Source organism: Pedobacter sp. KBW01 (genome assembly GCF_003852395.1).
Lineage (GTDB): Bacteria > Bacteroidota > Bacteroidia > Sphingobacteriales > Sphingobacteriaceae > Pedobacter.
Genome location: NZ_QAJQ01000007.1, coordinates 587,453 through 612,568 on the forward strand (window position 1 = coordinate 587,453; position 25,116 = coordinate 612,568).

Genomic DNA, 25,116 nt, shown 5'->3' on the forward strand with positions numbered 1-25,116 from the left:
ATGAATTACGATATAAAACGCTCAAACGGTTCCGTTGAATGGGTAATTAAAACCGTAACGCCTACAGGGAGTAAAAGCCCAAAAGCAATGGCTGAAAATGTGGTTGATATGGCGTTTACGTTACCTAATTATGTTGAGTTTAAGATAAATGACTTTGTTGTTGTTTATGGTGACACCTATAAAATAAATATTACCCCTTCGGTTAAAAAAGTTGGTAAGCGCAAATTTGAATATCAGATACAGTTCGAACATTTGTTCTATGATCTGGCCAAAGTTCAGCTTCAGGGGTTGGATGCCTCAAACGGATATTTAGAGCCTGTTTTTAATATCATGGGTAACGCGGCAACTATTGTGGGGCTGGTTGTAGAAAGTGCAAACAGGCATTCGCCGGGTTGGACTGTTGGTATAGTTGACGATACAAGCTTCAAAAATTATAGCTTCAATGCAGAAAACTGCCTTCAGGTGCTTAGCCGTCTGGCTGATGAGAATGATACAGAATTTTGGATCGACAATAAAACCATTCACCTACAAAAGCGTGAGCTGTTCAGTGGCCTTCAGTTCGAATACGGGCAAGGTGGTGGCCTTTATGATATCGCACGCACCAACAAATCAAACACGAACATCTTAACTAGGTTGTACGTGCGCGGTGGTTCCCGCAACCTTCCATCAGATTACCGCAACCATGCTACCAGCCTTTTGTTACCTGGTGGCTTGACCTATATTCAGGATAATGCAAAGGTTGATCCGGTTACGGGTTACGGCCTTATCGAAAGTACCATTGTATTTGATGACATTTTCCCGCAACGTGAAGGCACCATTTCAGCGGTATTGGCTGGTGATGATGATTGGGATAAATTCAGTGATGCTTCTTTAGACTTCGACGTAAACGCTTATAAACTTGCTACACCTGCAAAAGTTGCTTTCAATACAGGGCAATTGGCAGGTTATGAATTTGAGCTTAGCAGCTATAACCATGCAACTAAGCAGTTTACCATTAAGCAAAATACAGATGAAGCTTTAAAGTTGCCTACAAGCCTAATCCGTCCGGCTGTTGGCGACAAATATGTATTGCTGGATATTAAAATGCCGCAAAGCTATATAGATGCTGCTGAAGCTCAGCTATTTGCAGCTGCACAGGCATACTATAATAAAAACAGCGATCCAAAACTTAACTTTTCTTATGCTGTTACCTGCGATCCAATTTGGTTCAAAGAGCAGAATGTTAACATTGTGCTGGGTAATACCGTTGTAATCTATGATGCTGATTTGGGCATAAATGGACAAATACGCATTGCTGGTTATAAACGTGATCTTCAAATCCCTTCGAAATATGAGCTTGAAATATCTGACAGCATCGGGGTAAGCGAAATTGTTAGGCAATACGCCCAGCAAAAACGCACCTTGCAGTTATTGGAAAGTTCCGGACTGCTGGATATTAACCAAATCCGTAAAAACGTATTCTTAAACCGTCTTAGCGAAAGCGACGGTTATTTGTTGTTAGCAGGTACTAAAATAAAAGCCGGGTTTTCAGATTATGCCAATGACGCAGGCCATGCAAATATTGCAGATTACGCATGGGATGCCGACAAATGGGATGGCAGACAGTTTGCAGACTATTTAGATCAATCATTGCGTAAAGCCGATGCAGTAAAGTTTGCATCAGTTGTGGCCGATACCGTTAACAGCACTGTGTATGTTAGCGGTTTCACGGGTCAGGGCTACCGGATTAATCCAGACGGATCAGCCGAATTTGATAGCCTTACTGTTCGTAAAGAATTAAACATTAATGTGCTTAATGTTCGTGAAATTACAGGTAGTGGCGGTAGCGTCGCAATTACCAATGTGGCAAAGATTAAAGAAGTGACCGATTATGGAAGCTACTATCAATGCAAAATTAATACTGATGATAACACGATAGCGGTACAGCTACGCCCGGACGATATTATCAGGTGTCAGGTGTGGGATGGTAAAAAGCTTAAATTCTACACGGCCAAGGTTAATTACGTAGCCGACAGTTTTTTTGAGTTTTTCAAAGGCAGTATGACAGGTACGGGCATTCCTCAGGCTGGTGATACTGTTTTCCAGTTTGGTAACACAACGGATGTGAATAGACAGGGGCTTATTTATTTAACCAATAGCGATACTGGTGCGCCTTATATGGATGTATTGGACGGCATTACCAGCGATAATTTAGCAGGTAAAACAAAGGTTCGTTTAGGTAAATTAAACGGTATCAATGACGCTGATTTTGGACAGTTAGAGGGTTATGGTATTTATGCCGAACGTGCTTTCATCAAAGGTAAGGTTGTGGTTACTGGTGGTAATGCCGAAACGGTTACAGGTTCGCAAAGCAAAGCTGATACCGCTCAAGCCAACGCAGTAAGTATAGCTTCAACTGATGCGGCTATAAAAGCTACGAACGCTCAAAATAATGCCATTACACAGGCTACTACGCAAGCGGCGGCAGATGCTGCCGTTAAGTCTAGTGCAGCACAGGTAGCTGCAATACAGGCGGCTGCGAATGATGCAGCTCAGAGGGTTTTAGGTATTAAAATAGGTGGCAAAAATCTTGTAAAGGCTTCAAAGCAGACATTAACTGGGACAGGATACATGCAAGTATATTACCTTTCTGAGGCACTTATTGTGGGTGAAACCTATACAGCTACATTAAATGGTGTTAGTGGTGTTGGTGCAGTTTTCCAGATATGGGTTAATTACGCTAGCCAATCCGTTGTCAGGGTGAATAAAACCGATGGCGTAGATACTATTTCAAATACATTTATATATGCTGGCATAGCGAATGAGTACAGAGTTAGTGTATATAGCGAACAAAGTGTTAACCCTAGCACAGTAAACTGGATAAAAATTGAAAAGGGTAATAAGGCTACCGACTGGACACCAGCCCCAGAAGATGCAACCGCAGATGCACAGGCTAAAGCCGATGCTGCACAACTGGCAGCAACAAATGCAGCCTATGCACAGGCCGCCTACGAGCGTGAGGTAGCGAAAGCCTATGCCGATGGGATCGTAGATGCAGAAGAGGCGGCACGGATTGCGCAGGCTGCGACAAATCTACAGACTGCAAAAGATGATGCTACAGCAAAGGTTAATACCGCCATCGCTACTGCAAATGGCTATACCGATAGTAAAGCTTTAGCAACAATATCGGCGGCTCAAATATATGCTGACAATTCGGCTACGAGCAAAGCGAATGCGGCGCAGGCAAATGCTATAAGCCAAGCATCTACGGATGCACAGAATAAAGCTGATGCTGCACAGGCAGCGGCTGCGATATTAAGCCAACAGTTGGTAAACAGCATAAATATTGGTGGCAGGAACTACGTTCTAAATTCAAAGTTTATTAACGGTGTATGGGGATGGGGGGGCAATACTGGAAATGAAACAATTACCATAGTAAATGGTAAACTAAGAGTGACAGCCACCCAAAATGGTACATACGGCATACAAGGTCTTAATATTAAACTTCCAGCAGGAAAGGTAACGTTATCGGCTGTACTGGTGAGTAGCGGTAATTCGGATGTTTTCCTTTACGAAAACTACTATGGTTATACCTCTAGTTTAGTTGGTAATAAAGCGGTTCTAACATTTGATAACCCTGATGCTGATTTTAACTATCGGCCTTATATAGTGGGTATTGGTGTAGTGGGTTCATATTTTGAAGTAGAGTGGATTAAATGGGAAGCTGGAAGCAAGGCAACCGATTGGACACCAGCAACCGAAGATGTACAGGCGGCAATCGATTTGGCAAAGTCAACAGCGGACACAGCGCAGGCAAACTACAATGCTTTAACGGCTAATCTTAAATCTTTGGCTTACCAGGATGTTGTAGAGCTAGCTAAGTTGGGTACCACTATTGTAGAGGGCGGAAAAATAAAAACCACTCTTTTAGATGCCGATTACATAAGGGCTAATATTGTTGATGCTGCTTACATTAATACACTTTCAATAGATGCGAACGCCATCAAATCGGGCATAATAGATAGTGCAAGAATAAACGCAAGCCAAATTATATCAAATGGTGGTGGTGCAACTGCAAGTTTCGTCAATAACTCAATAAGCACAGCTACCAGCCAAGCGGCTGCCGATGCGACTGTTAAGGCAAGCGCAGCACAGGTAGCGGCGATACAGGCGGCGGCTAATGATGCTACTGCTAAAATAAACGGTATAAAGATTGGTGGTAAAAATCTTGTAAAGGCATCAAAGCAGATATTAATTGGCGCTGGACAAATCCAAGTTTATTACCTTTCTGAGCCACTCGTTGTGGGCGAAACCTATACCGCAACATTGAATGGTATTAGTGGGGTTGGTGCAATTTTCCAAATATGGGTTAGCTATGCCAGCCAATCCGTTGCCAGGTTGAATAAAACTGATGGTGTAGATACTATCTCCAATACATTTATATATGCTGGTATAGCGAATGAATACAGGGTTAGTGTATACAGCGAACAAAGTGATAACCCCAGCACAGTTAACTGGATAAAGATTGAAAAGGGCAATAAAGCTACCGACTGGACACCAGCCCCCGAAGATGCAACCGCAGATGCTCAGGCTAAAGCAGATGCTGCACAACTGGCGGCAACCAACGCAGCCTATGCGCAGGCTGCCTACGAGCGTGAGGTAGCAAAAGCCTATGCCGATGGGATCGTAGATGCAGAAGAGGCGGCACGTATTGCCCAGGCGGCGACAAATCTACAGGTTGCAAAAGATGACGCTACAGCAAAGGTTAATACTGCCATCGCTACGGCAAATGGATATACCGATACTAAAGCTTTAGCAACAATTTCGGCGGCTCAAATATATGCTGACAATTCGGCTACGAGCAAAGCGAATGCGGCGCAGGCAAATGCTATAAGCCAAGCATCCACTGATGCACAGAATAAGGCTAATGCTGCACAGGCGGCTGCTGCGATATTAAGCCAACAATTGGTAAACAGCATAAAATTAGGGGGGCGAAATTTGGTTAAGCTTTCAAAACAAACCATTACTGGTACAGACTTTATGCAGCTTTATTACCTCTCTGAATCGCTGATAGTAGGAGAAACTTATACAGCAACCTTGAACGGTGTTAGCGGTGTGGGGGCAAGTTTTCAGTTATGGGTTAACAATGCCAGTCAAAATGTTGTTAGGTTGAATAAGACTGATGGGGTCGAAACTGTTTCAAATGCATTCGTATATAACGGTACGGCCAACGAATATAGAATTAGTGTTTATAGCGAACAGAGCGTAAACCCTAGTACAGTCAATTGGGTAAAGATTGAAAAGGGCAATAAGGCTACCGACTGGACACCAGCAACCGAAGATGTACAGGCGGCAATTGATTTGGCAAAGTCAACAGCAGACACAGCTCAGGCAAACTACAATACTTTAACGGCTAATCTCAAATCTTTGGCTTACCAGGATGTTGTAGAGCTGGCTAAATTGGGTACCACTATTGTAGAGGGGGGAAAAATAAAAACCACTCTTTTAGATGCCGATTATATCCGTGCAAATATAATTAATGCTGCTTACATCAATACGCTTGAAATTATCACCCAGAACCTGAAAACAAAAGCCACTGGCAAAAGAGTTGAAATTGACAGTGTAAACAACAATGTAAGGATTCTGGACGCTTCAAATAATGTTTTGGTTGAATTGGACGATGATAGTGCTTTTGAATCATTTAGTATTACGAATCCAGGTGTCAAAATATATGGCCCAGGAATGCGAACCGGAAGCTTTGATGATGGTAACGGCGCGAGTAGCGTAGGACGTAAGGGCGTGTTAACAAATGGCTTTGTACAGGTATTAGACGGTAATAATGTCGTTTTTTTGGCAAACGCTTTCAGGATTGCGCTAAACAGTCCGGTAGAGGTTAATGGTCATGCTGGTTTAAACACTGTAGTAAACTATAAGAAAGCCAATAATACCAACGGTACATTAACTTTTGAAAATGGAATTTTAACAGGACAAACATAAAAACAATTAAAAATGAATAACATGGAACGTACAAACAAAAAACAAACTACTAAATTTTATGATGATCAGACGGTTAACGGATGGGCATTAAATTACGAGTATGAAAGCACTAACGGTGGGAAGCCAACCGAAATAAGGGTAACAGGTACGAAAGACACGGGCTCTTTCTTTGCCAATAAGAACAATGGTAACATCAGTGTGTCATTTGGTGGTAATTCTCAGATGGATGCAGAAGTAATAACAGCAGTTCAATCTGAATTTGTTGCGATTGAAGCGACTTTCGAAGTGGAACAGTAATCAATATACTAACGTATTGATACGGCTTAATTTGATAAGCTATAATTAACTATTAAACAAGATGCAAGTATTTATGCCGTTATTTGTTTATAATTGATTTAAAGCTAATTTAAACAGTAATTAAAAGGCATTGATTTAATCGATGCCTTTTGTATGTTGTGTGTTTTTTTTTTGGAACTTTGGAACTGAAAAACTGGAAATTTGGAATTGCCGTTTATACTAGTGGTGGAATTATTAGATGCAGTAAATTTATTTTTCCGGAATACCTCCGGAATGAGTAAAGCACTTATTTCATTACTGAAAAGTTGCTAGAAGATCGATGAGGCTCCCTCTCCCTTCTTCTGTATAAATTATCTACTATTGGTGGAATTACTAGATGCTGTAAAGGTAAAACAAAAAATATTAAAAACCAATTAAACCTATAGATTTTATAGTATTTATTTTTTCTGTGATAATCGGATAGTAATGAGGGCTTAATCGTATCTTGTGAAAAGCTTAAATAACATCCTGGATTGTACGCCATCTGTGCTGAATGAATTTTCCACCATTACATAAAGCGCCACACATTGCACAACCAGGATGTTATTTTTATGAATTGCTGAAATCACCAGGCTATTCGGCAAGAGAATTTGGTGATTGGCCAAATATAGAAAAAGTCTACAAATTTAGTATACTTTATTAAAAATAATCAGGCTTACGCTTAATTTGCCTTATAAAAGCATATCTTCCCACCTACCTTCTTTCATTTTAATAAACAAAGCAACGAAGTGTTGCACCTTATGTTATGAAGTATATTAAGATTTAATCAACTCATATTCTGCTTATTAGTAAATACGATTTTAAATTATTCTTATTAAACATTTTTGTTAAACAAAAAAGAATAATACCTTTACACCCGTAAATATTTTTCAATTGCCTAATGTTTAGCTATGAGTTTAATCATCCGATCCCTTTCTTATACCCATCCCGATAACGAGCAACTCTTCAATAACCTCTCGCTAAACATTGCCAGCGGCGATAAAGCGGCATTAGTGGGCATTAATGGTGTAGGCAAATCAACCTTGCTCAAAATGCTTGCAGGTGCTATGCAACCCGGTTCAGGCGAAATCATCACCCCTGAAAAGCCGTGGTACATTCCGCAGCATTTAGGAGAATACGACCAGTATACCGTTGCCCGCACACTTGGCATCGATCAAAAGCTAAAAGCCCTGCAAGCTATTCTGGCTGGTGATGCCGATCCGCAGCATTTTACCGATCTGAATGATGACTGGGAAATTGAGCAGAAAGTAAGTCAGGCATTAAAAAAATGGAGACTAGAACATTTATCAACCGATCAGTTACTTGGCAGCCTGAGTGGAGGACAGAAAACAAAAATTTTCCTGGCCAGCATAAACCTGCACCAACCAGAGCTGATTTTGCTAGATGAACCTTCCAACCATTTGGATATCCAAACCCGAAAAAAATTATATCAATTTATAGCACAGAGCAAGGCAACCATTTTGGTGGTGAGTCATGACAGAAGCTTGCTTAATCTGATGAACAAAACCCTCGAGCTGAGTAAAAAAGGCATTGAGGTTTATGGTGGCAATTTTGAATTTTATCAGCAGCAAAAGCTGGAAAAGGTTAATGCCCTGCATGCACAGCTTAACGAACAGGCCAAAACACTTAAACAAACAGAGAAGAAAGCACGCGATGTAGCCTACCAGCGCCAAAAACAAGAGCAGCGTGGTAAAAGCGCCGGACAAAGCAACTCGCTTCCCCGCATTATTGCCGGCGGATTGAAAAGTAAATCGGAACGGAGTACGGCTAAAGTACTTGATGCCCAGCATGAAAAAATAACGGGCTTACAGGAAAACATGCAGGAAACGCGGTCGCAAATTCAACAATATCAAGTGTTAAAAATCAACATCATGGCATCCGAAATACACCATGGAAAATTACTGATCGATGCCGAAGCAATTAACTTCGGATATACCATTCCTTTGCTGCAAGAAGGAATCAGTTTCCAGCTTCGATCGGGCGAAAGGATGCAGATTGAAGGAGCAAATGGCTCTGGCAAAAGTACCTTACTAAAAATCGTAACTGGAGAGCTGCAACCCATCCAGGGAAATTACAGCGCTACCGATTTTTCCTATCTTTACCTCGATCAGGATTATGCGATGATTAAGCCAGAGCTAAGCATTTACGACCAGATACAAGAATATAATTCGATTGGATTGCAGGAACACGAAATCAGAGCATTTTTAGTGCATTCGCAATTTGATGCAGCCTCTTTTGACCGCAAATGTGTGGGATTGAGTGGAGGCGAAAAAATGAAGCTCGCGCTGTGCTGTCTTTCTGTAAGTAACCTCAAACCCGACATGCTTATTTTGGACGAGCCGACTAATAATCTGGATCTGAAGAGCCTGGATGTACTAACTACAGCCATAAAAGATTATGCAGGCACACTGTTGGTGATCTCTCATGATGAATATTTTATCAAAGAGATTGGTATAAACAGTTACATTAATTTAAATTAACAGCGATTAAACAATAACATGCCACTTAAAAATACCGGAACCGAACAATTAATTAAAGACACCGCCAAAAGGCTCATTTTTGCCGAAGGTAAATTGCATGCCACCACTCAGGAAATTGCCGATGCGGCTGGAGTAAACCGTACCGCACTGCACTACTATTTCCGCTCGAGGGATTTACTCATTGCAGCTGTTTTTCAGGAAGCGATGCAAGGGCTGAGCGAACGCCTTAACGCATGTATGGCTTCTGCTAAACCATTCAGGCAAAAGGTTGAATTTCTGATTGAAGTATTTTTAAAGGATATGATGGCTTTCCCCTATCAGGAAACTTTTCTCGTAACCGAAATCAACACGCTCGGAAAGCAACTGGTTGGAAATATCGATTCAGGTCCTGTTGAAAGCTTTTTAAACGAAGTGCAACAGGAAATGGACTCGGGCAATGTTAAAACGATGCCTCCCTACCAATTCCTGATGAACCTTTTTTCGCTATTATCTTATCCCCTCATTATGGCTCCTTTGTACAAGCAGTTATTTCAACTCACAGATAATGCTTTTGATGAACTTATTACTGCCCGAAAAGCAATGATTGTGGATCTGATTTTTATCCATCGCGGATAATTAAGGATGAAGGGATGCTTAGCGGGCCAGATTTGCAACCTCAATAATGGCATCGACAAAAGCCTGTGGTGCCTCCTGAGGAAGCACATGCCCAATGCCACCGCTAATGGTATGGTGCACATATTTGCCTGTAAATTTACTAGCGTATTGTGCCGGATCTGGATGCGGCGCCCCGTTGGCATCTCCCTCAAGGGTTACTGTGGGGACCGAAATAGTAGGTGAGGTAGCCAGTTTCTTTTCAAGTACACCGTATTTAGTTTCTCCTTTACTTAAGCCCAATCTCCAACGGTAGTTATCGATCACCACCTGTACGTGGTCAGGATTATCGAACCCTTTGGCCGATTCCGCATAGGTTGCATCGCTAAAGCTCCATTTTGGTGAGGCCAGCTGCCAGATTTGTTTATTAAAGGCTTTGGTATTGGCTGCATAACCCGCCGCACCTCGTGCCGTTGCAAAATAGAATTGATACCACCAGGCCAGCTCAGCTTTTGGTGGCAAAGGAGCCAAATTTCCAGCCTGGCTACCAATTAAATAACCACTTACCGAAACCAATCCTTTAACACGTTCAGGCCAGATGGCTGCAATGATATCGGCTGTACGAGCTCCCCAGTCGTAACCACCCAAAATGGCTTTTTTAATTTTCAAAGCATCCATAAAGGCCACAATATCTACCGCAACTGCTGCTTGTTGTCCGTTGCGGGGAGTAGTTGCAGAAAGAAACTTCGTTGTACCGTAACCTCTTAGGTAGGGCACCAATACATGATAGCCTTTTGCAACAAGAATGCCTGTTACTTCACTATAACTGTCTATATCGTAAGGCCAGCCATGAAGCAGGATAACTGTTTCCCCATCAGCCAGGCCGGCCTCGGCGTAACCCACATCCAGTACGCCTGCCTTTATATGCTTTAGCGCCACCAATGGCTTGCTAACTAAAGTATTGCTATCGGTTAAATTAATTTCAGTAGCCTGTGCAGCACCCAAACCGCTTAGCAGAAATACAACAAAATACATTGTTATTTTACCCCAAAGGCCTATTTGTTTTTTAATTGATAATTCGTTCATGATTTTATTGCTTTTAATGGTCTATTTAGTCTTTCCTATTAAATGTATAGCCAAAACTAGTTGCATTAACGGGCAAAAAACAGCAATAAAATATTGAAACAGGCATATTGCCGGCTGACTTAGACAGTTAGCGAGGTAAACTGGCAATGGAGCTTGCCCTTGGGAAAAGATTTTATGCTTAACAGTGGTTTGTGCTAACACAAACCACTGAAAAATGAGGTTTTGATTTTATTTGTCGCAGCCTGGCAATAACAGGTGTAACGGGCATAAATCTGATAATTACTTGTTCGGAATCACCTCTGCATTACTGATGGTTTTAATGATAAACCGGTTGATTATTTCGCTCTCATCAGTAAATCCGCAATCAAATTTGATGGTATGTTTACCGGTTTTTAAAGCTGGAACAGGTTGCTTTAAGGTAATTTCCTTTTTAAAACCACCTTTACTATTATAAACTTTAACTGTTGTACCATTGCATACAATTGAAGTGCCGGCTTCAAATTCGCCTGGTAGTTCGAGTTTAAAATAACCGTCCAGCTCGAGCCAGGGATTGCGAATTACTCCTTCCTTACCAGTAAATGTAAGCGTAAAATTTAAAGGCTGCTCGGCATTGCTATTGGTAAATTGCCATTCTGAAAAGGTTGGTTGCCCGGGCTGTAGTAGTTGTTTGGTGTGTTCAAATTTGTTTTTTTTAAAAGGATACAACTTCCAGCCCTGGTTATTTTGTTCGAGATGGAAGTCGTTTTCAGGATTTTTTAACCGGCTAAGCTGGTCTGCGCTAAAAATGTTCTTTCTGTAAGCCTCCTGCCAAAGTTTAATGAGCGCGAGTAACTGGCTTGTATTTGGATTTTTTTGCAGGCTTTTATACCGCGCAACCAAAGCAAAACCGGCATGATAACCGGCAGCCCTGGCCATCATCCATTCAATATCTTCAGCAGTGGTAGTTGAGGAAAGTAAAAACCAGCCTAACATATTAGGCATGTAATTTCTTTCGAGAAAGGGCTGATTTTCTAATCTGTAATCACCCTGTGATTCGCGGAACCCACCATACCATGGCTCGCCCCAGTTCCAGTAATGACAAATGTGCCAGTAGTAATGGCTAGATCTGCTGGTGCCATTAACCAAAGTGTGTTTAGTATCTTTAAAAACCTTTTCGGCAAAAGCCTGCATACCATAATCACCTTCTCCGGCCGACAAACAACCTTCATGTCCGTCAAAATCCATTTGCGAAATGCCTGTTTCGTTAAAGAAACGACCTAAATTCCCGGCAATTTCTTGCTGAAGGTTAAAACTGGTAAAGAGTGTATTGTAAGGATAATCCATCATCATCCCGATCGCTGTTCCTCTAACATGTGCAGTAGCTTTTGTACCATAAGCTCCACGCTGGCAATCGAGCAATTTGTAAGGAGCTGTAGCCGTTACTTCACGAAAACGGATAATTTCATCGCCAATAACTACTGCGTGTAAAGTACTTGGCTTTATATTTTTAAAATATTCGTTGGATTCGACTGTAATTTCTGTAGCTGTGGGCGCTATTTCTTCGGTTAAGATGGAGCTACCAGTTAAAGCAAGCCGCTTATCGGGCATTGGCGTAACATAAGGATCGTCGGTATTCACAAAATTACTAAGAGTATGCACACCGATACGGATACCTTTTTTCGATGCCTTATCTACACAAGCTTTCATGCCTGCATTCCCATGAGGAAAGGCTGTAGGGTTTAAAATAAAATGTCCCCACGATTGAAACGGTCCTTCCTGATAGAGCGACATTAGTCCTGCCTGCTGCGTATAGTTCAACATAGAATCGATATTGCTTTCATCAAAATCAGAAATCATGTAGGCTCGTCCGGTTTCGGGCGACTGTTTGTGCCAAACGCCATTAATTAAGGGATGTGGCAGGCCTTCGGCAAGTTCGATTGCACCAATACGCGTTAGCACCTCATTTTCAGGAGATCCAAAAAGTGCAATTTTCGAACCTACAGTGGTTTCGTTTGCAATTGCCTTAACGGCCATATTGGGATATTGGTTCCAAACAGTATGCTTCCTATCTTTTGACCGATCGAGACTAAAAGCCTGCAAACTACTACCATAAGGCTGACTTACTGCTACCGAACCTCTTGAATAATCGGCTCCTTCTGCATTATTTAGCACACCGCCCAGTGTTTTCACATTTAAAGCTTGAAGTCCAATCGCGTAACTACCATCGCGTACTACACCAACCACTTCGCCAATGGTTTTAGCAATAACGGTTGGATATGGCCCCCAAATCACCGCGTTTACTTTATCTTTTGCACTTAAACGTATCAATTCAAAAACCAGGTGGGTTTTCTTTTGGCTAATTTTAACATCGGCAGAAACTTTTGAAGCTGCAAAAGTCAGTGTAATGGTACCCGATTTAGGATTGAATGCAGCCTGTTCAGGTTCTTCCCATTGCTCACCGGTTTGGATTTTTAACAAAGGTGCTTTTACTCCGGCAGCCACGTAGTTCTTGCCCGTTTTAGGGTTTAACATGGCGGTAATTTGCCCTGATGAGGAAATATTCAGTCCCAGATCGTCGGTTTTTAGCTGAATAGACTGTGCCTGGCTGCTCACAAAATATAGCAGCAACACAAAATTAATCAATAATGTTTTCTTCATAAATTTGTTTGTGTGTTGTTTATCAAAAAGATGATCGATGATCATATCACTGCTAAATTAGCCAATTTAAAGTCTTCAAAACTGATGACAAATTGACCAATATTGATGTTTTATTTGCACCAGCATACTTGAAAAGTATTAAAACTGTATAGTGTTTGCTTTGATTTCGCCGTTCTATTTTTTACCAATAGATTTTAAAATCCCTGCAGTATTTACCAAAACTCTTCCCAACCAAATGGCAGGGAAGAGCTTGTATACTTAATCCAAGAGCAAAGAAGGGATGATTTGTTTGGCCTAAATTAGAAACAGCGCTCCTTAAAAACTCCTCAGATTTTGACTTTTACTGATGCTTTTTTGATGATTGTAAAACCATATTAGCGTTGAGTTAGAAATCGTTTTTATCGATTTAAGGCTTTTATAATTATCGCTACTCCATTTTTGTTTTTTAAATCTAGATCTAAAACAGTTGCCGAATCTACTTTTATCCGCCTGATGTAGATTTTAGTATCAGTTTGCAGGCTGTCATCATCGGCATAAAGGGTTGCTTCATATTTTACATTCTTTTTTAAAAAACTGAAAGCTAAACTAAACTTTCTGGCCTGATCGGTTAAAGATCCTACATACCAGTTATCGCCATTTCTTCGGGCGATGGTTGCATAAGCGCCAATTTTGCCTTCCAGTACCCGAGTATCGTCCCATACGGTTGGTAAGGCATCGTAAAAACCCAGATCGGGAATTTCTTCAATTACCGGCACTGCTGTTTTTGCCGCCGAAGTGTTAGTCCCCGCTCCGCCTTTACCCAAGGGCGAACCTACGGGCCTATCGTACCAATACACGAACTGCCATGGGCTGTAAATACAAATTGCCTTTGCCATCTGCGAGGCATGCGAGCCCATTTGATTAACCCTCGGAGCAAAATAGCAATTGGTAGCATCGGCAGCACCAGCCAGCATACGGGTAAATATAGTAATTAAGGCCTGTCTGTTATCAGGGCTTTCTTCATCTCCCCTTACACCTTCCTGGGTGATTAAATTAGGGTAAGTACGCGAGTAACCGGTTGGGCGGTAATCGTCGTGAATATCGAGCATCAGCTGATGGGCAGCGGCTTTCCGGATGGCTTCGTGCAACCAGGTAATATGCGCTTGCGAGCTTACATTCACAAAACCATATTTGATGCCTTTTACTCCCCACGATTTGTACAATGGAAGAATGGTATCGAGTTGTTTTGACAGGGCTCTTTGGTTAACATATAAAATAATGCCAACCCCCTTTTGCTTACCATAATCAATGATTTCGTGCAGATTTAAAGGTCCTGGAGACCTGGAAGTATCGACATTTACGGCCAGGGCACTGGCGGCATTATCATATTCGTGCCCATACCAGCCCGCATCAAATTCTACATAGCTGAGCTTATGTTTAGCGGCAAAATCGATACATGCTTTCCCTCCGGTAGTGGTTAAAGTAACCTCGCGAATGACTTTGCCAGGTTTTATCCACGGCACATCTTTCAGCGCATTAGGCTTATTTAAATTTAATACCAGATAATTATTTTCCAACAACTTAGCTTCCGACTCAGCGATCATCACATAACGCCAGGGAGTAGAAAAACTGTGATCGAAAAGCACTTTTCCTTTAAGTGCGGCCAGCAATAATAAGCTGTCGATAGCAGAACGGCTAAACCTCATCTGTGTATAATCGGTTAAAGCGGCCTCGCCCAAAGCCACAAAACAATCGGGCTGGGTTTTAATTACGTAAGGCCTTTCCAATTCATTCATTGTTTTACTAACCTTCCCTTCTACATAGCTAGCCTGTGAGTGCTGTGCAATCCACGATGGGTGATCGTCAGTAAACTGAAAACCGGTAAGCTCGCGGGTAATGGTTAGCGGTTTGTTGGTATTGATATTATACCTGAAAGCAAGTCCTTCATTGTACACCCGGCAATCGATAGAAAACGAGCGGAAAGGTTTAGTTGTTTCTTTCAACTGAATGGTAACAGCCCGGTAAAAATCAGGATAACTACTCCGCTCGCCATAAACAGGTTTCCACATAGTATTATTTAATTTTTCGTTAACCGAAACCACCTCAAGGTGATTAGATAAAGGAATTTCGTGCTCAAATTCGAACCCCATAGGCGAAGCTGCAAGCACTACCCGCCCTTTAAACATTACACTATAGTTTAAACCTGGCCTATTGGCTGAGCCCGTACTTATGGTTAACTGAATTTTTTTATCAGGGCTTAAAATTTTCATGTCTTTGGCACCCACAATAAGCACCAGGAGCATGAAGAAAGTTATGGGGATTATTTTTTTCATGGATTATTTTCACTAATAAAACAACAATTTATATACACTAAAAAAATAGATATCAAACAAAATATTATTTCAAATAATTTTAAAATAATACGTACATAAAGTTGAAAACATACAAAATATCAAATAAAATTTTCAAAAATCAGCAACTTAATTCCAAATATACTTGCACATTTCAGCTAAAAACAGGATATTTATACAGTAGAAATACAATTTTATGGAATACAGATACGAGAACTTTAACTTTCCACCTAACCAATCATTTACCATCCGCACTGAGCCACTTGAGTTGATCAAGTACACGCATATGAAGTGTCACCTCAACTTTGAAATTGCATTGATTGAGAACTGCGAAGGCAAACGATTTATTGGTGACCATACCGGAGATTTTAAAGGATCTGATTTGATATTAATGGGCGGTTATTTGCCACATTGCTGGCAATATTATGGAAGCGTAAACAGCTACCAGCAACCCCGTGTTACTGTAGTTCATTTTTTCCCTGATTTTTTGGGTAAAGATTTACTGGATAAACCCGAAGCCCGTCATTTAAAGGAGTTATTCCACAATGCTTCTAAAGGAATTCGTTTTACGGGCAATACTTTAGAAACGGCGAAAAGCTTATTACAGGAAATGCTGGTAAGCAAAGGCCTGCACAGGGCTTCGTTAATGTTGCACTTACTCGATGTACTGGCGCAATCGGGCGAGTATTCTATTTTGGCTACACCCGGTTTTAATATCGTTGATAACTCTGCCGATGCCGATAAAATCAACCTGATTTACGATTACATTTTCAAAAATTTCAAAGAAACGATTTCACTTTCGCATGTAGCGGGCTTAGTAAATATGAACCCTGCTGCCTTTTGCCGGTTCTTTAAAGCTAAAACCAACCGGACCCTGCTTGATTTTATTAAAGAGGTACGGATTGGGTTTGCCGCCAAACTGCTAATTGAAGGCACCTGTAATGTGAGCGAAGCCTGTTATAGCAGCGGGCACAATAACCTATCGAACTTTAATAAACACTTCAAAGAAATTAAAGGTCAGTCGCCAAGGTCGTTTGTAAAAGAGTATGCAGATTAAATGATTAATCCGTAAACTGTATTACGGATTAATAAAAGAATAGATCTCTTCAGTTTGGGCCCATTTTTGTCCAGGAGCTACCCCCGCAACTCCTACTTGGTACTTACTCATCAGCTGGTTCCAGGCTTTACATTTTTCGCTGTACGATTCTGCCACCTGCCCCATATGGTTTAAATCGGCATTTTCGGGTACGGTAATCATCATCACTATCGTTTTATTAAAGCGGTAAAGCGTAATTTTCTTATATCCCGCCTTTTTAAAACCGGCTTCAACTTCTGGCCAGATTTTTTTATGGTAATCCAGGTATTCCTTAACCTTTTTTTCATCATCAACCAGGTTTACTACAAAAACCAGTTCTTTGTCTTTTGTTTTATCGGGCGTTTTTTGGCATCCCAACATAGAAAAACAAAGCAAAAAGGCTGCAAATAAAATGCGGCGAAAGTTAGCAGTTAAAACACTTGTATTACTCGAAATTAGTTGGTTTGGAAATTGTTCGGCCATAAAATAGTTTTTAATTAAAGATAATATAAATACCTGCCATTACAACCGCAAGTATAGCCCATAAGAGCCAAACCCTCGTTGATTTATATTTAAACTGTTTGTTGGTTTCGGCAATAGATAATAGCGGGTGCTCGTGGGTGTTTTTGGTAAAAACCGAAACCAGTACCATGATAACCGATAAGGCTAAAAAGATATAGAAAGACAATAGTAAAAAATGCGGCCAATAACCTTTGTATGGATAATTGAGGATATGACAAAGCCCCAATACAACACAAAGGAAACCACCTCCGTACAATACAGTTTCGGCTGCTTTATTGTTGGCTTTTTTCCATAGAACGCCCATTAAGAAAACAACTGAAAGCGGTGGCGCCAGAATAGATACCAAACCCTGACTTAAATCAAAAAAGCCTTTACCCGAATAGGAATATAATGTGGCAATAAGCAAAGCCAAAACCGCTGCCAGAACCGTTACCACGCGACCAACCAACCGGTTTTGTTTTTCATTAAGCTTTTTATACTGGTTAACCACATCCAAAGTAAAAACAGTACTGAACGAATTTAAACCCGAAGAAATGGTATCAATTAAAGCCGCAATTAACGCTGCAATACATAAACCCATTAAACCCGGTGGCATGAGCTGCTTAACCAGGGTAATATAAGCGTTATCGGGTTTGGCGATATCTTTATATAAAACAAAACACATTATACCGGGAAATATAAAGATGAAGGGCATAATGATTTTAAGCGCCGAAATAAAAACAGCACCGTACTGGCCTTCTTTGATATCTTTTGCAGCCAGAACTTTCTGAACAATAGTTTGATCAGTACACCAATAATAAATAGCCACAACGGGATAGCCCAAAATAATGGCCACCCACGAATATTCGGGATCTTTAGCAGGTTGAAATAAATGCCAGTATGAGGATGGGGCTCCACTTAACAGTTTTGATATTCCGCCAATTTTATTGAGTGCCAATACAGTAAGTACGATGGAAGACAGGATGATAATGATTGACTGAAAAACGCCAGTTCGCACCACTGCCTTAAGTCCGCCCAAAGTGGTAAAACTAGTGGCAATAATGGCTACCAATACCATTGCTTTAAATAGGGGCCAGTTAAATATCTGCGAAATTAACAAGCCGCCTGCATACAAACCACTTCCTAACCAAACCACCATAATGGATACGAGGCTGTAAATGGTTAGAAAGTTATAAGACCGTTTTCCATATCTCACCATCAGGAACTGTGGCATGGTGCTTACTTTGGTAGTGAGATAGTGGGGTACAAAAACCATAGCCAGGAGCAAAAGGAAAATCCAGGCTAGCCACTCGAAATTACTACCCACAACCCCTTTGGTAAAGCCGATACTGGCAAAGCCGATTAACATCATTGGGCCTGCATTGGCACTGAATAAAGAAAAGCCGATTTGCCACCAGGTAAGACTTCTTCCGCCTAAAAAAATATCGGCGGCATTCTTCTTTTTCTGCCCTAGATAAAAGGCCACAAAAAGGAGCATAATGAGGTATCCAAGCAGCACAACATAATCGATAAGGGCTAATGAAACATCCATATACCTGCGATTTAAAGTAGAACGATGGGACTGTAGGAATTTGATTTTTCTGCCGTCCAGGTTTTATCAAAATCTATTTTACCTTTGCGGTTCCAGTAATCCCAGTCAATTCTAACTGGCAATCCTTCAATGTTGGGCAAAACAAATCTTCCTTTTACTAACTGAGGGCACACTGAAAAATATGTTTCAAGCCCTTGCATTAACGTGTATAGGTATTCAACCCTGAAATGATCGGGGGCAGCAGCTAAAATAGCAGCAGTAAATAAAGAATAACTTCCTGATGAAAAATCGAGATTTGCTTCTATGGCTAAATCGCGTACCTCCATCCACTCTCCAATACTGCTCAGGTAATATGGAGTGGGTTGCAAATGTTGCACACCAGCATTCTTTAATGCAGGAAATACTTTTGCGCTCCGTTCCGATTCGCCAAAAGAAATAGGAATGGCCGATTTTTCACATAACAAGGCAATATCTGTTATTGAAGCCGAATGTACAGGCTCTTCAAACCATTCGATATTTTCTGATTCTACCCCATTAATAAACTGCAAAGCCTGATCAACATTCCAGATCTGATTGGCATCTACTGCCAGTTTAATATCATCGCCAATTATTTTACGCACATGCTTAACCCGCGCAATATCCTCTTGCATGGCAGTCCCGAAATTCTTCCCTACTTTCATTTTGATGCAATCGGTACCGCAATGCAGGAAATATTCAATCTCTTTTTCGAGTTCCTTATACGAATAATTGGTACCCCCACCGCTGCAATACATCAATACATCGTCTCTATCGGCATTTAAATAACGGTGCAGTGGCTTTCTTTTCCGCCGCGCAGCCAAATCATGCAAGGCTAAATCGATCTCTCCAAGTATAGACGCAGCTGTGCCTCTAAAACCCTCGTTTCGAATAGACCAATAGAGCTTTTGGTACAGTTCTTTATATGTAATATTGCGACTGTGAAATAAGATTGGCAACATACACACCTCTAGCAGATGGGTATACGCACTAAAAACCGGTGCTTCGCCTATATTTCCGTCTTCATCTGTAAGCGTAATTACCGATAAACTAAATGTACCGAATGGCCCCATCGTTGCATCCTGAAACGGGGTAACAGCCTGCACAGGTGCTAACCGCCTAACTTGAACTGAGTGAATATGGAATATTTCATTATCGATAGCGTTCATCTTATTTCGTTTAAATTGTATCTGAATTCATTATTTCTTTAAAAACCTGCTCTGGTAAAGCTCCTCCCTGGATATCAAATAAGGTTTTTAACAATTGTTCGGAATTACCAGGGCCGATTACCATTTTAAAGTCTTCTGGTATGGAGAGGATAAACCGGTGTGCCATGCTAGGCAACGATAGTTTATATTTATCGGCAATCTTTTTTATCTGTTTGGCTTTTTCAATACTTTTTTTATCCATCCAAACGGGTAGAGTATCAACAAATTCCTGATACTTATTGCCTAACAACCCCATGTGCAATGGGCTGGCTGAATAGAACTGAATATTATTGGCCTTATAATAGGGTATACTGGTAATCAGTGCATCCTTACAACAGGCATCCAAACGATTAAATTCCATCACCACATCAAATATTGATGCAAAATCGTATTGCTTAAACCAATCGGGCAGATTACCCCCAATGCCTATTTTTTTGGCATAACCTGCTTGTTTAAATTTTTGCATTTGCTTAAAAACCAACTCTATATCTGTATCCTGTGCAATGGCATCCGGATCGTGCAAAAACAAAACATCAATGGCTTCTACTCCCAAGGTTGTTAAACTTTCCTGTACACTTCTCTCCATTCCCAACGGGGTATAATCATAAATCCCCTCATCGGTAGCATAACATTTTAAGCGCCCAACTTTAGTGTTGATTTGCGGCATTCTTCCTCTCCATTTTTTCAGGGCAGTTCCTACAATTTCTTCAGCATCGGCATATGCTGGTGCAGTATCAAGGGCTTCTATGCCATATTCAAGTGCCAATAGTATGGCACTAACCGATTCTTCTTTATCGATTGCCCCCCAGATACCACCTAAGGCAGCGGTACCTAAAACACACTTTGACAAATATTTTGATGATTGCATCTATCTAATTTACACTTTACCTCTATGAACAAAAATATTTTTTCTGGCAGCAAATAACTATTACAATTTTGACTATTACCAATGCTTTCTTGATTTTTAAATCCCTTCAACCATGCTTTTTGTATAGTCTCCATTTTAACTGGAACGCAAAGGACTTAACATTCCATTTTTTGCAATTTGTACTTTTATGATTTCTCCGGCTTTTACGCTTGCTTTAGGCCATTTTATAAAATTGCTATAACCCAGTGGCTTTATTGCGGCAGCGCTGGTTTCGGCAAAAAGGGTAACCTCGGCATCGTGGATAGTTTCATTTTTAAGTTCAAGCACTGTTCCGTTTGCATCTTGCTTTATTATCTGGGCTGAAACATGATCGAAAACGTAGAGCTTCTTTTTATCGGTTTGCAGATAAATACCGGGTAATTCCAAAGCCATAAGCATACCGTTGGTTTCAGTCCACGAATTGCGGGTATTAATAAAATTGCCAATACTCCCCTTTCCTTCAGCATCGCTTGGCTGTATGCGTTCCATACTCGAACCAGGCAAGTTATTGGTGGTGATGTGGTAAGGTGGTACATTAACTGCCTCTGCGTAGGCGTGCTGCATATCTCTTATTAAATCGGCATACAGTTTGTTTCCTGTTGCCCTGAAAAGTTTAAACAGATAATCGGCTGATGAGGTGCAAACGCCTGGTGCGGCATGCTTGTTCTGGATACTGGCCCAAACCGCCCCAGCCATGTTGCACTTTAATTGCCCGATCTGGCTTTTAACCGGAAAAACCGGATCGTAAGAAATTGCCCATGTAGCGCAAAGTGCGGCCTGAACTTCTGCCTTGTTTAACCAGCTTTTATCGCCCGTGTAATAGTAGAGTGCCATTAACGATTCCATAAAGCCAAAAGCGGTTTCACTGTCTGCATCCATCGAAATATCGCCACAGGCACCACCGGTAAGGCCCTGGCTTACCACATCGCGATTATAATAAAAACTGGCCGAAGCCTTAGCCACCGCCAACCACTCTGGTTGTTTAAAATAAGCCGAAGCCACAGCCAGCCCGGCCGGAACAATGGCACCCGCAGTTGAGTTGTATATGGCTATTTTTCCTGTTGCTGGGGCAATAAACTGTCCAAATTCGCCATCTTTTTTCCAGGTATTGGTAAATGCTGCTGCAAGTTTACGGGCTCCATCTTCCCACTCAGGTTTAATCATATTGCCATACCCCTGTGCTTTAAACAACATTAAATGTTTCATTAACCACAGCAGTACATCGCCATTTTTACGTACCATGGCTTGTATTTCAGGGTAGGCGGCATTCATTTCTTCGGGACGAATCTCCCCTTTTGCGGTTATCCCTCCATAAAAATACCCGCTTTTGCCTTGCAATTTGTTCATCACAAAATCGAGTTCAGCTGCAACACGGTTACGTTCCTTTTCGTTATTCATGGCCAGCATGGGGTAGGTATTGATCATACCACTCACCCATCCCAATTGAAAATCGTTTCCGTTCTCTGGTGTATAATAACTTCCTGCCGGTACGGTAATAAAATTATTGCCGCAAATGGTTCTGGCTAACTCAAGTCCCTTGCTCATGGGTAGTTGATTGCGAGGGTGGTTAGTACCTGTAAATGCCTTGCGCACCTTCATAAACTTAGTAAGCAAATCGGGAATGCCATTGGCGGCAAAAACATAAACCCTGAAACTAAGGGCAAGTGCATCACCACTTTTCCAATCAGGTGCTTTATCACCACTGGCATGGTAATCGCCAAAACCCGCTGCCAGTTTACGCATTGCAGGAGCCGTAATGCTAAAGTTACAGCTATCCTGAGCTGTATTTTCGGCAATGCTTAACCCATTGTTACCGAAAGTCGATTGCTGGCTGGTAAGGACAATAAATCCTTTTTTTACCTTGGGCGAATAAAAACACATGGCCGGCGTTGCCGTGCTTGTGCTTTGCAATTCAATGCGCGATGCCTTACCAGTTTCGATAGCCAATCTGGGATTATTGGAAATGGTTAAAGGCACATTGGGATTGTAATACATTTCTGCAGGGTAAGGTGGATTGTACCCATTGCCGATAGCATGGTAACGATTGCCGTTATAAATACTGGCCGGCACCAATACATAGTTGTCGCGGCTCCAATTGCTAAAATCAAATGAGGCTGATACTGCCGTTGACGCTGCCACTCCTTTTTCTAAAATAAAACTTGTAGTTACATCAATGGCTTCGGGTTCACCAGCTACTTTTGCGGTTTGTACTTTCAATTGCCAGTTTGCACCATTACGTTGAAGTTGTTTTTGCTTAAACTGTTCTTCGTTAACCAGGTTGGTACCCGAATATTGCTGAATGCTTAAGCGCATACGGCCACTAACAGTTTTAAGCAGCTGCTGTGCTTCCGCTTCATCGCTTAGCTGCGCATATGCCGGCAATTGTGCAAATGCCAAGATCAATAATAAACAACTGATCTGTTTATTTTTTTTTATACTTCTCATCACTTTTTCACTTTTCAAACTTATTGCCGGCTGTTAATTTCCGACATTTTTCTATTGTTTTTGTAAGGGCTAATTGTTTTGCATTTATACTCAAAAAGAGGGGGCTCGCCCCCCTCTTTTTTAAAACAAACTAATCATAACTAATTATTTCTAACTAATTGAGTCCTTATTGTAGCGGATCGAAGGTTCCGCCCCATTCTTTATTTTGTAATATCACGTTTTTAGATTGAGAAATCTGCGCTGGTGGTATAGCATAAAACCAGTGGTTTAAATCCAGATTGAATTTAAAATTCGGATCGCCATCGAGGTTATCGATATAAACGCCCCTTAGTTTAGCCCGTGTTGTAGCATTCATGATGGTCTCTGAAGGGCTAATTACAACTCCATCTTTTAAAGTGGCATATAAACCATGTTTAAACGTTTGGGCATTAAGCAAATCGTAGCGTTTCCAGCGTCTTAAATCTCCAAAACGCTTATTCTCAAAAGCAAATTCTACCTGGCGTTCGTTCATATAGGCATCGCGGATATCGCTTGTTGCCGAAGCAGTAATGCCATAGTTACTTCCGGCTCCTGCAGTAATGCCTGCACGACGGCGGATATCTTTTAACACTTGTAAAGCCTCACCACTTTTGCCCAGCTCATTGGCACACTCACCATAGTTCATCAATACCTCAGCATATCTGATTACCGGCCAATCGGTTTGACCTTGGGCATATAATGCTGCAACTAAAGTGGTATCTAAACCTTTTCTTTCCCAGAAACCAGTTTGTCCGCCACCTGTCATGCCAGTATGTACAACGTTCATGGCGCTTGAGTACTTATCTGTTGCGGCATCGTATTTCCAAACTTCCCAGAAACTGTTTCCCTTTACATAAACTGGCGAAACTTCATCAGGAGTTGGATATGGTGTTCCACCGAAAAAGATTGTAGCGTAAAACCTGGAATCGCGGTTGGTATAAAAATCGGTCATAAACTGCGTGTTATAGGCCGGATCTGACATTTGATTTTTATCGAACTGCATTGGGCTACCATCTTTTTTAGGGTAAGCCAGTAAAAGGTTAAGAGTTGGCTGGTTTACTCCTGTTGCATCTTTAGTTAATGGTGTAGGCCTAATCGAATTAAAAGCTATACCTGCACCCGGAAAAGTATATTGGCGAACCATTATCACTTCCTGATTTCTTTCGGTGTACCAAATATTTTTATAATTCGGAAATAAATCATGTCCCTGGGTAAGAGCATAATCTTTAGCCGCTTTATTGGCATCGTAAGCAGCCTGCCAACGGCTCGCATCATTGGTTGGGTTAAATAAAGGGCTGGCATAAGTCATTAATACTTTCCCTTTTACAGCCATTGCAGCTACTTTAGTAATGCGTCCGTAATCTGCATTGCTGGCATACTTGCCTGGTAAAACGGCGATTGCATCATCAAGGTCTTTAATAATTTGAGTTATGCATTCTGAAGTTTTATTACGTGTTTTGAACAAAGCATTAACATCGTCGGCATTTTGTGTATGTAAAATTAAAGGCACACCACCCAGGTTGTTTACCATGTTCCAATAGCTCCAGGCACGCCAGAATTTGGCTTCTGCTGTATACTGCGCTTTAATATCTGCAGATAAGACAGCAACTGCATCTAGCTGATCTAAGAAAAAGTTTGCCTTATCGATCACCGAATAATTAAGTGCACTGGTAGTCTGATCGACCGCAATTATACCGCGCTGATAATTACCCAATGTTTTGGCGCCATTATAACCTTCGTCGGTACTGTTTCCATCAAACGACCAGCCAGGCATAGAAGCACCATAAATATCGTTTAAGAATGCTTTGATCATGGTTGGGTCTGACCATACATTTTCGGGATTAATGGCCCCATTATTTTTATAATCTAATCCCTTTTTACAGGATGTTACGACTAGCAATACTGCCAGGCTACACACGAAATATCGTATATTTTTGAGATATAATTTCATACTATTTA

At 41.2% G+C, this 25,116-nt stretch carries 14 protein-coding genes and 1 riboswitch; of the genes, 5 read left to right on the plus strand and 9 right to left on the minus strand.

The features are described from left to right. From DBR40_RS09045 to DBR40_RS09060, 4 genes are all read left to right on the plus strand, one after another. Positions 1-5,976, plus strand: a complete 5,976-nt coding sequence (locus DBR40_RS09045; protein ID WP_124559413.1) for a phage tail protein — start codon at positions 1-3, stop codon at positions 5,974-5,976. A 21-nt stretch (positions 5,977-5,997) separates the two neighbouring features. Then, positions 5,998-6,273, plus strand: coding sequence for a hypothetical protein (locus tag DBR40_RS09050; RefSeq protein ID WP_124559414.1), 276 nt, complete (start codon positions 5,998-6,000; stop codon positions 6,271-6,273). A gap of 246 nt (positions 6,274-6,519) precedes the next feature. Beyond that, a riboswitch (SAM riboswitch) is annotated at positions 6,520-6,625 on the minus strand. Positions 6,626-7,202: 577 nt separating this feature from the next. Continuing rightward, positions 7,203-8,792 carry an ABC-F family ATP-binding cassette domain-containing protein gene (locus tag DBR40_RS09055; protein ID WP_124559415.1) on the plus strand — a complete coding sequence of 530 codons (1,590 nt, stop codon included), beginning with the start codon at positions 7,203-7,205 and terminating at the stop codon, positions 8,790-8,792. An 18-nt stretch (positions 8,793-8,810) separates the two neighbouring features. Then, positions 8,811-9,407: a TetR/AcrR family transcriptional regulator gene (locus tag DBR40_RS09060; protein WP_124559416.1), complete on the plus strand. Its 597-nt coding sequence runs from the start codon at positions 8,811-8,813 to the stop codon at positions 9,405-9,407. An 18-nt stretch (positions 9,408-9,425) separates the two neighbouring features. Here DBR40_RS09060 and DBR40_RS09065 read toward each other — a convergent pair whose 3' ends face one another. The 3 genes from DBR40_RS09065 to DBR40_RS09075 all read right to left on the minus strand — a co-directional run bounded on the left by DBR40_RS09065 (position 9,426) and on the right by DBR40_RS09075 (position 15,418). Next, positions 9,426-10,469, minus strand: coding sequence for an alpha/beta fold hydrolase (locus DBR40_RS09065; RefSeq protein WP_199748305.1), 1,044 nt, complete (start codon positions 10,467-10,469; stop codon positions 9,426-9,428). Positions 10,470-10,748: 279 nt separating this feature from the next. Further along, positions 10,749-13,106, minus strand: a complete 2,358-nt coding sequence (locus DBR40_RS09070) for a hypothetical protein (RefSeq protein WP_124559417.1) — start codon at positions 13,104-13,106, stop codon at positions 10,749-10,751. A gap of 398 nt (positions 13,107-13,504) precedes the next feature. Beyond that, entirely contained in the window at positions 13,505-15,418 is a 1,914-nt protein-coding gene (locus DBR40_RS09075) for a glycoside hydrolase family 97 protein (RefSeq protein ID WP_124559418.1), read from the minus strand. Positions 15,419-15,632: 214 nt separating this feature from the next. Here DBR40_RS09075 and DBR40_RS09080 point away from each other — a divergent pair, with 214 nt between their 5' ends. Beyond that, positions 15,633-16,493 carry an AraC family transcriptional regulator gene (locus DBR40_RS09080; protein ID WP_124559419.1) on the plus strand — a complete coding sequence of 287 codons (861 nt, stop codon included), beginning with the start codon at positions 15,633-15,635 and terminating at the stop codon, positions 16,491-16,493. Positions 16,494-16,514: 21 nt separating this feature from the next. Here the strand turns inward: DBR40_RS09080 and DBR40_RS09085 are convergent, their stop codons facing one another. From DBR40_RS09085 to DBR40_RS09110, 6 genes are all read right to left on the minus strand, one after another. Continuing rightward, on the minus strand, positions 16,515-16,994 hold the full coding sequence (locus DBR40_RS09085; RefSeq protein ID WP_124559420.1) for an L-rhamnose mutarotase: 480 nt from the start codon (positions 16,992-16,994) through the stop codon (positions 16,515-16,517). A 10-nt stretch (positions 16,995-17,004) separates the two neighbouring features. Further along, the gene (locus DBR40_RS09090; protein WP_124559421.1) at positions 17,005-18,564 is read right to left on the minus strand and encodes a sodium:solute symporter family transporter; all 1,560 of its coding nucleotides are present in this window, start codon (positions 18,562-18,564) and stop codon (positions 17,005-17,007) included. An 11-nt stretch (positions 18,565-18,575) separates the two neighbouring features. After that, the gene (locus tag DBR40_RS09095) at positions 18,576-19,748 is read right to left on the minus strand and encodes an enolase C-terminal domain-like protein (protein WP_124559422.1); all 1,173 of its coding nucleotides are present in this window, start codon (positions 19,746-19,748) and stop codon (positions 18,576-18,578) included. Between the two features lie 10 nt (positions 19,749-19,758). After that, positions 19,759-20,637 carry an aldo/keto reductase gene (locus tag DBR40_RS09100; RefSeq protein ID WP_158674020.1) on the minus strand — a complete coding sequence of 293 codons (879 nt, stop codon included), beginning with the start codon at positions 20,635-20,637 and terminating at the stop codon, positions 19,759-19,761. Positions 20,638-20,790: 153 nt separating this feature from the next. After that, a complete protein-coding gene (locus tag DBR40_RS09105; RefSeq protein ID WP_124559424.1) occupies positions 20,791-23,139 on the minus strand; it encodes a hypothetical protein in 2,349 nt (782 codons plus the stop codon). A gap of 166 nt (positions 23,140-23,305) precedes the next feature. After that, the gene (locus DBR40_RS09110) at positions 23,306-25,108 is read right to left on the minus strand and encodes a RagB/SusD family nutrient uptake outer membrane protein (RefSeq protein ID WP_124559425.1); all 1,803 of its coding nucleotides are present in this window, start codon (positions 25,106-25,108) and stop codon (positions 23,306-23,308) included. Positions 25,109-25,116: the final 8 nt, after the last annotated feature.

Coding starts and splice junctions, on each gene's coding strand:
- DBR40_RS09045 (WP_124559413.1), top strand. CDS start 1: ATGAATTACGATATAAAACGCTCAAACGGTTCCGTTGAATGGGTAATT.
- DBR40_RS09050 (WP_124559414.1), top strand. CDS start 5,998: ATGGAACGTACAAACAAAAAACAAACTACTAAATTTTATGATGATCAG.
- DBR40_RS09055 (WP_124559415.1), top strand. CDS start 7,203: ATGAGTTTAATCATCCGATCCCTTTCTTATACCCATCCCGATAACGAG.
- DBR40_RS09060 (WP_124559416.1), top strand. CDS start 8,811: ATGCCACTTAAAAATACCGGAACCGAACAATTAATTAAAGACACCGCC.
- DBR40_RS09065 (WP_199748305.1), bottom strand. CDS start 10,469: ATGAACGAATTATCAATTAAAAAACAAATAGGCCTTTGGGGTAAAATA.
- DBR40_RS09070 (WP_124559417.1), bottom strand. CDS start 13,106: ATGAAGAAAACATTATTGATTAATTTTGTGTTGCTGCTATATTTTGTG.
- DBR40_RS09075 (WP_124559418.1), bottom strand. CDS start 15,418: ATGAAAAAAATAATCCCCATAACTTTCTTCATGCTCCTGGTGCTTATT.
- DBR40_RS09080 (WP_124559419.1), top strand. CDS start 15,633: ATGGAATACAGATACGAGAACTTTAACTTTCCACCTAACCAATCATTT.
- DBR40_RS09085 (WP_124559420.1), bottom strand. CDS start 16,994: ATGGCCGAACAATTTCCAAACCAACTAATTTCGAGTAATACAAGTGTT.
- DBR40_RS09090 (WP_124559421.1), bottom strand. CDS start 18,564: ATGGATGTTTCATTAGCCCTTATCGATTATGTTGTGCTGCTTGGATAC.
- DBR40_RS09095 (WP_124559422.1), bottom strand. CDS start 19,748: ATGAACGCTATCGATAATGAAATATTCCATATTCACTCAGTTCAAGTT.
- DBR40_RS09105 (WP_124559424.1), bottom strand. CDS start 23,139: ATGAGAAGTATAAAAAAAAATAAACAGATCAGTTGTTTATTATTGATC.
- DBR40_RS09110 (WP_124559425.1), bottom strand. CDS start 25,108: ATGAAATTATATCTCAAAAATATACGATATTTCGTGTGTAGCCTGGCA.